Genomic DNA, 12,972 nt, shown 5'->3' with positions numbered 1-12,972 from the left:
CCGCATGGCTACGAGCACAAAGTCGAACGGACGTGCCCGCAGCGCACCCCAGGGTGGCGCTGCGGCGCGCAAGTCTGCGCCGCGCACCGATGCGCAGAAGACGGCGCGCCAGCAGGCCGCAGCCGCCCGCGCGGCCGCGAACCGAACCGACGCACAGAAGACCGTGAAGTTCACCGCGACCGAGGTGAAGCCCAACGTTGGCGTGCGCGTGTGGATGTCCCTCGCCCACGTCGCCGGCGGCGCGGCGCGCGCGCTCAGCCCCGAAGACCTCGCCAGAGACGATCGCCGCGACGGGCTGCCATTTTTTCTCGTGCTGCTGGCCGTCACGGGAGCAATCGTCGAATGGTTCCTCATCGACAACCCGGTTGCCGCGAACTTCGACGCCTATACCTTCGGCGGCCTGTTCGGCCGTGTCGCGTTTGCCCTGCCCGTGGTGCTGCTGCTCTTCGCGATCTGGCTGTTCCGCAAGCCCAGCTCGGTGCACGACAACGGCCGGGTCGGCATCGGCCTCTCGCTGCTGCTCGTGACCGTCTCCGGCCTCTGCCACATCTTCGGTGTGCGCCCCGAACCGAGTGAGGGCATCGACGTGCTCGCCCTGTCCGGCGGCGTTCTCGGCTGGATGATCGCGGCACCACTGATCGCCCTGATCACGCCGGTGGGGGCATCCATCGTCGTCATTCTGCTGCTCACACTGAGCCTGTTCATCATCACCAAGACCCCGCCGAACCGCATCGGACGGCGACTGCGTGAGCTCTACGCCTGGCTGTTCGGGGCTCCGCTGCTCGACGATGAAGAACGAGCCGCCAAGAAAGAGGCGCAGCTCGAGCGCGCCCACGAGAAGTCGGTTCAGGTCGAACTCGACGGAGTCGACGGCACCGCAGACGGCGACCCGAGCCTGCTGCCGTGGTGGCGCCGCAACGCGAGCAACCGCGAAGAAGACCCTGACCAGACCACGTCTGGCCAGCGTGCCGACGCACCCGACGCGCTCAGCACACTGCTCGACGGCGCCCGGGAGGGCAGCTTCGCCTCCGCGATCGAGTCGAACGCGGCAGCGGATGCCCCCGGCCCGATCGCGCCCGCGCCAGCCACTCCCGCCGCGGGCGACCACTACGGCACCGAGGTACTTGAAGACCTGCAGCGCGCCGAACAGGCCGTCAAGCGGTTCACCGGTGAGATGGACCTGCCCCGCGGCTCGAACACCGGTCTGCTCTCCGACGACCCGGCCGGCCTCACCGAGGTGCTGCCGGGGTTCCACCCGCCAGCCGCGAGCGACCTGAACGACGAGCTTCCGATCGACGACGACGCCGCTTCCGGGTCCGCCGCACTGCCGCCCCTCGTCGAGCCGAGCATGCCGTACGTCGTGCCGGCCGCGAACACCCTCACCGCCGGACCGCCCGCGAAGGCCCGCTCCGCGGCCAACGATGAGGTCGTCAAGTCCATCACCGAGGTGCTCACCCAGTTCTCGGTTGATGCCAAGGTCACCGGATTCTCCCGCGGCCCCACCGTCACCCAATACGAGATCGAACTCGGCCCGGGCGTCAAGGTCGAGCGGGTCACGGCCCTCAGCCGCAACCTCTCCTACGCCGTCGCGTCCAACGAGGTGCGCATTCTCTCGCCGATCCCCGGCAAGAGTGCCATCGGCATCGAGATCCCCAACACCGACCGTGAAATCGTCACCCTCGGCGATGTGCTGCGCTCCAGTACCGCGACCAACAGCACCCACCCGATGACCATCGGTGTCGGTAAAGACGTGGGCGGCGGATTCGTCATCGCGAACCTCGCCAAGATGCCTCACCTGCTCGTGGCCGGGTCCACCGGCTCCGGTAAGTCGAGCTTCGTGAACTCCATGATCACCAGCCTGCTGATGCGCTCCAAACCGAGCGACGTGCGCATGGTGCTGATCGACCCCAAGCGCGTCGAGCTCGCCGCCTACGCCGGCGTGCCACACCTCATCACCCCCATCATCACGAACGCCAAGAAGGCAGCGGAAGCGCTGCAGTGGGTCGTGAAAGAGATGGACATGCGCTACGACGACCTGGCCAGCTTCGGGTTTCGACACATCGACGATTTCAACAAGGCCGTCGTCGGGGGCGAGATCATCCTGCCGCCCGGCAGCGCCCGCACCCTCAAGCCCTACCCGTACCTGCTCGTGGTCGTCGACGAGCTCGCCGACCTCATGATGGTCGCCCCGCGCGACGTCGAAGACTCCATCGTGCGCATCACGCAGCTCGCCCGGGCCTCGGGAATCCACCTCGTGCTCGCCACCCAGCGCCCCAGCGTCGATGTCGTCACCGGGCTCATCAAGGCCAACGTGCCCTCCCGCCTGGCGTTCGCTGTCACGAGCGTCACCGACTCCCGGGTCATCCTCGACCAGCCCGGCGCCGACAAGCTCATCGGCCAGGGCGACGCCCTGTTCCTGCCGATGGGAGCGTCCAAGGCCATCCGAGTGCAGGGCGCCTGGGTGACCGAGGCCGAGATCGAGCGCGTCGTCAAGCACGTCACGCAACAGGCTCGGCCCGACTACCGACCGGATGTGTCGATGGTCGCCCCCCGCAAAGAGATCGACTCTGACATCGGCGACGACCTCGAGGTGTTGCTCGCCGCCGCGGAACTCGTGGTGTCGACCCAGTTCGGGTCCACGTCGATGCTGCAGCGCAAGCTCCGCGTCGGCTTCGCCAAGGCCGGACGCCTCATGGACCTGCTCGAATCCCGAGAGATCGTGGGCCCGTCAGAGGGGTCCAAGGCCAGGGACGTCCTCGTCTCGGCCGAGCAGCTGCCGGCCGTGCTGGCCCGCCTGCGCGGCTCCGACGAGGAGCAGCACGCCAAGTCAGCCGCCGCCGCGCCACCCGAGGCACCGTACGATTCCCCCGACGCGCGCTACGCGGACGACCCCGTGCAGAAAATGTCAGAGGGGTATCCTGAAGAGGACGGCCCCGCCGATGAGGACGCCTGGCAACTGACCGACAGGGACTAACTTTCATGGCTACACCCTCCATCCCGGTCGTTCGACCGAGCAACTGGAACCTGCCCAACCTGATCACCGTGGTGCGAATTCTGCTCGCGCCCGTGTTCATCTGGATGCTGCTGGCCGCCGATCCCGACAGCGGCCTGCGCTGGGCCGCCGCAATCGTCTTCATCATCGCTATCGCGACCGACGGCATTGACGGCGCCATCGCCCGCAAGCACAACCTCGTGACCGACCTCGGCAAGATCCTCGACCCGATCGCCGACAAGGTGCTCACCGGGGGAGCGCTCGTCTGCCTGTCGATTCTCCTGGAACTGCCATGGTGGGTGACGATCGTCATTCTCGTGCGCGAAATCGGCATCACGGTGTTCCGCTTCGTGATGCTGCGGGACCGCGTCATTCCGGCCTCCCGCGGCGGCAAACTCAAGACGATCGCACAGTCTGTGGCCATCTCCCTGGCCCTGCTGCCCTTCAACCAGGTCTTCGAATCCGCGGCTCCCGCCATCAACATCGTCAACACCGTGACCATGGCCATCGCACTCCTCCTGACCGTGCTGAGCGGCCTGGACTACCTGGCCGCCGCCGCCCGTGAGGCCCGGCAGAGACGACGCAGTGCCTGATTCCGCTGTGCCTGATCCCGCAGCGCCTGTTCCTGCAGCGCCTGTTCCCGCAGCGCCTGTTCCTGCCGTACCCATCGATGCGACCGCGGCCCTGATCCATGAACTCACGGTCGGCAACCTCACCATTGCGGTCGCCGAGTCCCTCACGGGCGGGCTGCTCGCCGCCGAACTGATCCGCATCCCCGGCGCCTCGAAGGTCGTCAACGGCGCCCTCGTCTCGTACAACACCGAACTCAAGCGCACCCTGCTCGGGGTCGACAGCAGCATCCTCAACGTGCACGGCCCGGTGCACCCCGACGTGGCCAAGCAGATGGCCATCGGCGCTCGCACGCACCTCGCCGTCGGTGGCCGTCGCGCCGAGATCGGCGTCTCCACGACCGGTGTGGCCGGTCCATTGCCGCAAGACGGCCTCGAAGCCGGAACGGTCTTCATCGGGCTGGCCAAAGGCACCGGGTCCTGGGCCATCCCCCTGCACCTCACCGGAGACCGCGACGCTGTTCGCACCGAAACGGTACGCCGGGCGGTCGATGCTGTGCGTGACCTGATAGCCCGTGACGACTCGGAATAGATCCCGTTACGGTCGGGTTACATCGTGCATATTCACAAGCAAAGTCCAGTCGAACTCGGTAGTGTCCTAGTGTGAGACGGATGCTGTAGCATCAAGCATCCACCCGGTAGAACCCGGCACTCTCACAGATCACTACCAAGGCAGCACTGTCAAGTGCGCGACAGGCAAAAGAAGGAGGTTCCGATGATTCTTGTTCGTCAGGAAATCGGCGATGTGCTGAGGGACTTCCGCCTGCAAAAGGGTCGAACCCTGCGTCAGGTCGCGAGTAAAGCGAGCGTAGCCCTCGGCTATTTGAGTGAGGTAGAACGGGGCCAGAAAGAAGCCTCGTCAGAGATTCTGGCCTCCGTGGCAGAAGCACTCGAGACACCCATCTCGGTGATCATGCGCGAGGTTGGCGACCGACTGGCCGTCATCGAGGGGATCGATCCGTTCCCCGACACCGTTCCCGACGAATTCGTCGCGAACTTCGATGCCGACCTCATGGTCCGCTAACCATCCATCACTTCCCGAATCAACGACACGTACGACCCACAGGTTCCTGCGACTCAGCGATTTTCCTGCGACTGAGTGAATTTCATGCGACTGAGTGAGTGTTATGCGACTGAGTGAATTCCGTCGCGCACTCGCGCACGAGTTTGGCGAATCGTATGGGCACGTACTCACGCGTGACCTGGTATTGACCCCGCTCGGCGGGCGTACGGCCGATGAGGCCCTCGCCGGCGGGGTTGCCGCGCGCGATGTCTGGCTTGCCCTGTGCGCCGAAACGGATGTCCCGCCGCACCGCTGGTACGGTGCCGGACTTCCCGCGCCCCAATAGCAGTCGGCGCGGTAGTCATCGCCCCGCGCCGCGCCAGCATGTTTTCGACACGCCGCCTCTGAGAGTGGCCACTTGCTCGAAAACCTGTTCGGTAGTTGCTAGGCTCCTCCACAGCATCTTTTTTGCGCGGAGTTTCCACATTCCGCCATCCTTCCGGCCAGTGTCGGAGGCTCGGCGTACAGTCGGCTTCGTCAGGAAAGAGCGCATGACCGCCTTGTCGAAAGCGCACCCCGGGGTCTTCCCGTTGGCGCGACGACAGCCTATAGGCGACACAATGCACGACCAAGACGTACGACGAGAGACGTACGACCAGAGGAGATCACCATGGCATCGAACGCCAACCGCGAAAAAGCACTCGAAACCGCACTCGCTCAGATCGACCGGCAGTTCGGCAAGGGTTCGGTCATGCGACTGGGCAGCGACGAACGCGCCCCCGTCGAAACGATTTCGACCGGTTCGGTCGCCCTGGACGTCGCTCTCGGCATCGGCGGGCTGCCCCGCGGCCGCATCGTGGAGATCTACGGACCCGAGTCCTCCGGTAAGACCACGCTGACCCTGCACGCGATCGCCAACGCGCAAAAGAACGGCGGCATCGCCGCGTTCATCGACGCAGAGCACGCCCTCGACCCCGAATACGCCAAGAAGCTCGGTGTCGACATCGACGCCCTGCTGGTTTCCCAGCCCGACACGGGTGAGCAGGCCCTCGAAATCGCCGACATGCTCGTGCGAAGCGGATCCATCGACCTCATCGTCGTCGACTCGGTCGCCGCACTCGTGCCGCGCGCCGAGATCGAGGGTGAGATGGGCGACTCCCACGTCGGCCTGCAGGCGCGACTCATGTCCCAGGCCCTGCGCAAGCTCACCGGTGGCCTCAGCCAGACCAATACCACGATGATCTTCATCAACCAGTTGCGCGAAAAGATCGGGGTGTTCTTCGGCAGCCCCGAGACGACGTCCGGTGGTAAGGCACTCAAGTTCTACGCCTCTGTTCGGCTGGACATCCGTCGAATTGAAACCCTGAAAGACGGCACCGAAGCGATCGGAAACCGCACCCGCGTCAAGGTCGTCAAGAACAAGATGGCACCGCCCTTCAAGCAGGCCGAGTTCGACATCATGTACGGCGTCGGCATCTCCCGCGAGGGCAGCCTGATCGACTTCGGTGTCGACCAGGGAATCGTGAAGAAGTCCGGTGCCTGGTACACCTACGATGGCGACCAGCTCGGCCAGGGTAAAGAGAACTCGCGCAACTTCTTGCTGCGCAACCCCGACATGGCCAATGAGATCGAGCGCAAGATCCTCATCAAGCTCGGCGTCGGACCGGAAGGCATCGCGGCCAAGGCCGCCGAAAAGGCCGCCGCCGAGGCAGCAGCGAAGGTCGCTGAAGAGGCCGCTGCCGTCGCTGCCGCATCCGCCGCCGTCGATGGTCAGCCAGCGCCGGTCAAGGCCTCCGCCCGTAAGAGCGCCTAATGGTGCACTTCGTCGAGTCCGACGAACCGGCCGCCACCACGCCAGACGCCACCACGCCAGACGCCACCACGCCGACCGAGCAGCAGGTCGCTCCGGTCGCCTACCTGCCGGGCGCGGCGCCGGGCATGAAACGGCGTTCACCGCTCGTACCCGGCTCCACCAAGGTGACCCCGTTTGAGAGAAAACTGCGCCCGGTCGATCCGATCGACGCTCACCCGGTCGGCGCCGCGGAACCGATTGCCGCTGCCGCTGCCGCCGCAGTCGCAGTCGCAGTCGCAGCTGACGATGACGATTCCGAAGGCGATGATGCTGGCGAGGACACCGGCTCGGCGGGGGAGAAGGCCCGCGCCGAGAAGGTGCTGATGCATCGCCTGCACGGTCGCTCGCTGTCGATCAAGGAAGCACTGGAGGTGCTGCGCGGCACCGAACTGGGGCGCGACGACATCGAAGAGATCATCGCCCGCTTCACTGACCTGCACTACCTCGACGAGCAGAAACTCGCCGAACAGGTGCTGCACAGCCATGGCGTACGCAAGGGCCTGGGCCGCACCGGCGTCGGCGCTGAACTGCGCCGTCGCGGGGTCGACCCTGACGTGATCGAGGCGGCCCTCGAAGAGCTGCCCGACGATGAAACCGAACGTGCCATCGACATCGCCACCAAGCGTATCGGCCAGTTGGAACGCTTCGACGAGACCACCATCAAGCGTCGGCTGACCGCATTTCTGCAGCGCAAGGGGTACGGCTCCGACATTTGCCGGACCGCCATTGCGGCGGCCCTGGAATCGCGCGGGGGAGGTTCGAAATCGTCGCCTCGGTCCACGGTGCGCTTTCAGTAACGGCCGTACTCCCACCTTGCTCGCGTAAGCTCGAGTCACTATGAGCAGCACTACCTTTTCCTCCCCGCACACTTCGTTGGTCTCACCGACCGTGATCAGTCGATCCGCCGCATCCGTCGATGCGGCGGGTCGGGCCCGCACCTACGAGGTGCGCACCTTCGGCTGCCAGATGAACGTGCACGACTCAGAACGCCTCAGCGGGTCGCTCGAAGCGGCCGGCTATGTCTCCGCAAACGGGGGTGAGGCCGACATCGTCGTGATCAACACCTGTGCGGTGCGCGAAAACGCCGACAACAAGCTCTACGGCAACCTCGGCTACCTCGCCTCGGTCAAACGCAAGCACGAGGGCATGCAGATTGCCGTCGGCGGCTGCCTCGCCCAAAAGGATAAGAATACGATCCTCGAGAAGGCGCCGTGGGTCGACGTGGTCTTCGGCACGCACAACATGGGATCGCTGCCGAGCCTGCTGGAGCGTGCCCGCCACAACGGTGAGGCCCAGCTTGAGATCCTCGAATCCCTCGAGACCTTCCCGTCGACGCTGCCGACCAAGCGGGACTCAAGCTACAGCGGCTGGGTTTCGATCTCGGTCGGCTGCAACAACACCTGCACGTTCTGCATCGTTCCCGCCCTGCGCGGCAAGGAGAAAGACCGTCGCCCCGGGGAGATCCTCGCGGAAATCCAGGCGCTCGTCGACGACGGCGCCATCGAGGTCACCCTGCTCGGCCAGAACGTCAACTCCTACGGCGTCGAGTTCGGCGACCGACTGGCCTTCGGCAAGCTGTTGCGCGCCGCGGGCACGATTCCGGGGCTTGAACGCATCCGCTTCACCAGCCCGCACCCCGCCGCGTTCACCGACGACGTCATCGATGCCATGGCCGAGACCCCCGCGGTGATGCCTCAGCTGCACATGCCGCTGCAGTCCGGCTCCGACCGAGTGCTCAAGGCGATGCGCCGCTCCTACCGCTCGACCAAGTTCCTCGGAATTCTCGAACGCGTGCGAGCGCAGATGCCCGACGCCGCGATCAGCACCGACATCATCGTGGGCTTTCCCGGCGAAACCGAGGAAGACTTTCAGGAGACCCTGCGGGTGGTCGAAGCCGCCCGCTTCGCCACCGCGTACACCTTCCAGTACTCGATCCGCCCCGGAACACCCGCCGCGACGATGCCCGACCAGGTGCCGAAGGCCGTCGTGCAAGACCGTTATGAGCGCCTGGCCGCCCTGCAGGACCGAATCTCGTTCGAAGAGAACCAGGCCATCATCGGTCGCTCGGTCGAGTTGCTCGTCGCGAACGGTGAAGGACGCAAAGACGCCGACACACACCGCATGAGCGGACGTGCGCCCGACAGTCGGCTCGTGCACTTCGATGTACCGGCGGGTTCCGCGCGCCCCCGCCCCGGCGACATGGTCACCGTCACCGTGACCGAAGCTCACCCCTACCACCTGATCGCCGACTCGGTCGACCAGGCGCCGTTGAGTATTCGTGCGACCAGAGCCGGCGATGCGTGGGACCGTGCCGAGGCTGAGTCCTGCGGTGTACCCGCTGGGCACAGTCACGGCGGAACGAGCGCGGCCGGCGCGGCCGGCCCGGTGAACCTCGGTCTGCCGTCGCTGCGGGTGGGGCCACCCCAGGGCGCCACGATTCCCATCTACGACGTGACCGATGGGGAACGCTGACGCGTGCCGCTCAGCAACGCACGAGCCTTGACGAGCCGGGCAGTAACGCCCCGGTGGGCGTCGCGATGACCGACGGAGGGCCTGCGGCGACCGGGCCTGCGCGGCTGATCGTGATTGTCGGGCCGACCGGCACCGGCAAGTCCGACCTGTCCCTCGATCTCGCCGAGCGGCTGCAGCACGATGGCCGGGCGGTGGAGATCGTCAACGCCGACGCGATGCAGTTGTACCGCGGCATGGATATCGGAACGGCCAAGTTGCCCCTGGGGGAACGGCGGGGCATCCGTCATCACCTGCTCGATGTGCTCGAGGTGACCGATGAAGCGACCGTCGCCAACTACCAGCGTGACGCGCGCGCCGCTATCAGCGACATCGTGGCACGCGGTGTGGTGCCGATCCTGGTGGGCGGGTCGGGCCTCTATATCTCCTCGGTCGTCTACGACTTTCAGTTTCCGGGCACCGACCCGGTGCTGCGGGCCTCCCTCGAGGCCGACCTCACCGAGCACGGGCCCGGGGTCATGTACGCCCGGCTCAAGGCCGTCGACCCCGGCGCGGCGGCACGTATCGGTGCCAGCAACGGAAGACGCCTCGTTCGTGCTCTCGAGATCGTGCAGATCACCGGCGGTCCGCACCTCGCCGCACTGCCGGACGAACCGGTCTACTGGATGCCGGCCCTCACCCTGGGGCTGCGCATGCCGCGCGAGCAGCTCACCCCCCGCCTCGACACCCGGGTCGATGAAATGTGGGCCGCCGGACTCGTCGACGAGGTCGCCGCACTGAGACCGCTGGGGCTCGAAACCGGCGTCACGGCCAGCCGTGCCATCGGGTACGCGCAGGCCCTCGCCCAGCTGAACGGCACCATGAGCGCGGCCGAGGCGATCGAAGCAACCCAGCAGCTGACCCGTCGTTACGCCCGCCGACAGGTGAGCTGGTTCAAACGATCGACCGACACGAGCTGGATCGAGGCGACCGCACCCGATCGGGTCGCGCAGGCTCTGCACGCCGTGCTGACCCTTCCCGCGAAAGCGGGCCACTCGTCGGTGAGCGCCCTCCAGAACGACGTTTGACCCGCTCTCGCGGGGCGCAGGGGCTTCTGCGGGGGCTCGTGCGGGACCGCCGCCTAAACTGGGCCCATGGGCATTGATCTGAACTTCACCAAGGGGCACGGCACGGGCAACGACTTTGTGCTGTTCTCCGACCCCGATGGACTCGTGAACCTCACCCCCGATCAAATTCGGGCGGTGTGTGACCGCAAGTTCGGGGTGGGCGGCGATGGGATCATCCGTGCGGTGCGTTCGACCAGGCTCGATGCCGGGGCGGCAGCCCTGGCCGAAGACGAGCAGGCCGAATGGTTCATGGACTATTGGAACGCCGACGGGACCGTGTCGGAGATGTGTGGCAACGGCATCCGTGTCTACGCCCGCTTTCTGATTGAGAACAACCTCGCGACGCTTGAGCCGGGGGACACCCTCGTGATCGGTACCCGTGGCGGCGTGCGTGACGTGCAGCGCAACGCGACCGGATTTCAGGTTGACCTCGGTCGGTGGAAACTTGAGGCGACCGGTCCGCTCGTGCGCACCAAGAACCTCGCCGTTTCCCGGCCGAGCGTCGGCATCAATGTGGGTAACCCGCACGTCGTCGTGGCCCTGGCCGATGACAGCGAGCTGGATGCCGCCGACCTCACCTTCATCCCGCAGCTCGACCCGGAGCCCGACGGCGGCACCAACGTGGAATTCGTCGTGCCTCACGACCCGCTCGTCGTAAACGGCGTCGGCCGCTTCCGGATGCGCGTTCATGAACGAGGCAGCGGCGAGACCCTGTCGTGCGGCACGGGCGCAGCAGCAGCGGCCCTCGCGACGAGGCACTGGGCCGGCGCCGGTGCACCCAACCAGTGGCGCGTCGAAGTACCCGGCGGTGTGCTCGGCGTGCGCATGTTCGCGACCGAAGACGGCGAGCACGTGAGCCTCTCCGGGCCCGCCGAACTCGTCTTCGACGGGTTCCTCGCCCTCGGCTGATACCCGCCGGCACCCGTCTGCGTTTACCTGGACGTGCTCACCTTGACGTGCTCACCTGGACGTGCTCACCTGGACGTGCTCGCCCGCACGCGCTCACCCGGACGCGTTCACCCGCACGGGCTCGCGCCCGGTAACGCGCCGATAACGGCCGCAGGAGCAGGCTGGAGGCGTTCGTGGGTGCTGACCAATTGGTCGCGCCCGCCGAACCGCTGCGGGTCGTCGGTGGAGCGCACGCGCACGCGTCTATCTCTCCACCGGTAGAGACTGGAGACGAGAATGGACATCGTACGTCCCGCCGTGCGCGGGGACAGCAACTTCAGCTACATCGACAAGACGAGCGGTAAACAGCTCGAGTTCATCCCCAAGGCGGATGAAGAAATGGTCACCTTCGAGGGCAGCGCCAACGAGGACACCGTTCGGGACATTGTGCGTTCGGGCCCGGTGCTGTCCATCAGCCAGGGCGTCAACCTCAACCGCGGTTTTGCCGCGGTCTACGTGCGCCCGGGCCAGGACCGCGCGACCGCGGAACGCTCGCTCGCCGAGCGACCCGAGATCGCCAACGCCATGCCGGTGCTGATCGACGAGTACGGGGCCTCGCGCTATTTTCTTCCGGACGAGCTCACCGTGCAGTTTGCGGAGGGTGTCGAACCGGAGCAGGCGACCACGGCCATCCGCGAGCTGGGCAGCGAGGTCATCATCGCCCAACGCACCCCCGGCTACTACACCGTCGCCGTTCCGCGGGGAGGCTCCCTGTTCGACAGCGTGCGGGCCTTCGCGAACCGTTCGGATGTCGTCTTCGCCGAGCCGAGCGAAGTGAGCTTCAACAGCGCCCTCGCGTATATCCCCAACGACACCGATTTTCCCCGGCTGTGGGGCCTGCACAACACCGCCCAGGTGGTCAATGGTGTTGCCGGCCGCGCTGATGCCGATATCGATGCGACCGAAGCGTGGGACGTGACCCGCGGTGACCCCGACGTGATCATCGCGGTCATCGACACCGGGGCCGACCTCGATCACCCTGACCTGGCGGCAAACTTTCTCCCGCGAGGCACGGAAGACTGGGACTTCGCCGATGTGGGTGATCCCGTTCCCGACGACGTCGATGGCCACGGCACCCACGTGTGTGGCACCATCGCGGCGGCCGACAACACCGTCGGCGTGCTCGGCGTCGCACCCGGGTGCCGACTGATGCCGCTGCGGATCGACCTGCAAACGGGGATGAACCAGAACCGGGCCGATGCGATCAACTTCGTTGCTGCCCATGCCGTGGCGAACCCCGGGCGGAGATACGTCGTCAACTGCAGCTGGCGCATGAACGGTGACCACGCGGGGGTGCGCACCGCGATTCAGAATGCCGTCGCGCGTAACGTCGTCGTGGTCTTCGCCGCGGGCAATGCCAACACCAACACGGACATCACCCCGCAGTTCCCCGGGGTCTATCCCGAGGTGATCGCCGTTGCCGCCCTCGACCAGAGCGACCGGCGCGCGTCGTTCTCCAACTTCGGCGGAAACGTCGACGTCTCCGCGCCCGGCGTGAACATCTGGTCCACCATGCCGGGCGACACGTTCGGCTTTCTCGACGGAACGTCAATGGCGTCCCCGCACGTGGCCGGGGTCGCCGCGCTGATCTGGTCGAAGCACCGTTTTCTCAACAACGCGCAGGTACGCGACGTGCTGCAGGGGACCTGCGACAACATCGACGCCTCGAACCCCGGATTTGTCGGAATGCTGGGGCGCGGCCGCATCAACGCGTTTAAAGCGGTCAGTCACCCCATCTTCGGCGTGGCCAATTTCGGCTTCGACGCGGGCGGCTGGCGGGTCGACAAGCATCCGCGGCTGCTGGCGGATATGACTGGCGACCGAGCCGCCGACATCGTGGGCTTCGGCACGGCCGGCGTCTGGCTCTCGCGCAGCAATGGCAACGGTACGTTCCAGGGTCCGGTGAAGGTGGTGGATAACTTCGGGTTTGTGGCCGGTGGCTGGCGGGTGGAGAAGCATCCGCGGTTCTTGGC

11 protein-coding genes are annotated in these 12,972 nt (G+C 66.3%); all 11 read left to right on the top strand.

The annotated features are described in order from the left end of the window. Positions 1-4 precede the first annotated feature (4 nt). Positions 5-2,974: an FtsK/SpoIIIE family DNA translocase gene (locus E3T55_RS11885; protein WP_134519787.1), complete on the top strand. Its 2,970-nt coding sequence runs from the start codon at positions 5-7 to the stop codon at positions 2,972-2,974. 5 nt (positions 2,975-2,979) lie between these two features. Then, entirely contained in the window at positions 2,980-3,585 is a 606-nt protein-coding gene (pgsA, locus tag E3T55_RS11880) for a CDP-diacylglycerol--glycerol-3-phosphate 3-phosphatidyltransferase (RefSeq protein ID WP_134519786.1), read from the top strand. A gap of 7 nt (positions 3,586-3,592) precedes the next feature. Continuing rightward, entirely contained in the window at positions 3,593-4,153 is a 561-nt protein-coding gene (locus E3T55_RS11875) for a CinA family protein (protein WP_338145128.1), read from the top strand. Between the two features lie 183 nt (positions 4,154-4,336). After that, the gene (locus tag E3T55_RS11870; RefSeq protein ID WP_119975548.1) at positions 4,337-4,645 is read left to right on the top strand and encodes a helix-turn-helix domain-containing protein; all 309 of its coding nucleotides are present in this window, start codon (positions 4,337-4,339) and stop codon (positions 4,643-4,645) included. Positions 4,646-4,748: 103 nt separating this feature from the next. Next, a complete protein-coding gene (locus tag E3T55_RS11865) occupies positions 4,749-4,970 on the top strand; it encodes a DUF3046 domain-containing protein (RefSeq protein ID WP_134519785.1) in 222 nt (73 codons plus the stop codon). 324 nt (positions 4,971-5,294) lie between these two features. Further along, positions 5,295-6,437 carry a recombinase RecA gene (gene recA / locus E3T55_RS11860; protein WP_134519784.1) on the top strand — a complete coding sequence of 381 codons (1,143 nt, stop codon included), beginning with the start codon at positions 5,295-5,297 and terminating at the stop codon, positions 6,435-6,437. Further along, positions 6,437-7,273: a regulatory protein RecX gene (locus E3T55_RS11855; protein ID WP_134519783.1), complete on the top strand. Its 837-nt coding sequence runs from the start codon at positions 6,437-6,439 to the stop codon at positions 7,271-7,273. The genes recA and E3T55_RS11855 overlap by 1 nt, the downstream gene beginning before the upstream one ends. A 40-nt stretch (positions 7,274-7,313) precedes the next feature. After that, on the top strand, positions 7,314-8,948 hold the full coding sequence (miaB, locus tag E3T55_RS11850) for a tRNA (N6-isopentenyl adenosine(37)-C2)-methylthiotransferase MiaB (protein WP_134519782.1): 1,635 nt from the start codon (positions 7,314-7,316) through the stop codon (positions 8,946-8,948). A 65-nt stretch (positions 8,949-9,013) separates the two neighbouring features. Then, complete coding sequence (gene miaA / locus E3T55_RS11845; protein ID WP_134519781.1) at positions 9,014-10,012, top strand: tRNA (adenosine(37)-N6)-dimethylallyltransferase MiaA; 999 nt, start codon at positions 9,014-9,016, stop codon at positions 10,010-10,012. Positions 10,013-10,078: 66 nt separating this feature from the next. After that, positions 10,079-10,960, top strand: a complete 882-nt coding sequence (gene dapF / locus E3T55_RS11840; RefSeq protein ID WP_134519780.1) for a diaminopimelate epimerase — start codon at positions 10,079-10,081, stop codon at positions 10,958-10,960. Between the two features lie 276 nt (positions 10,961-11,236). Continuing rightward, positions 11,237-12,972: S8 family serine peptidase (locus E3T55_RS11835; RefSeq protein ID WP_166791772.1), on the top strand; the 1,736-nt coding region annotated here is incomplete at its 3' end.

The organism is Cryobacterium frigoriphilum (assembly GCF_004403305.1).
Classification (GTDB): domain Bacteria; phylum Actinomycetota; class Actinomycetes; order Actinomycetales; family Microbacteriaceae; genus Cryobacterium; species Cryobacterium frigoriphilum.
The sequence above is the reverse complement of the archived record's forward strand: the minus strand, read 5'-3'. Positions and strand labels throughout refer to the sequence as shown.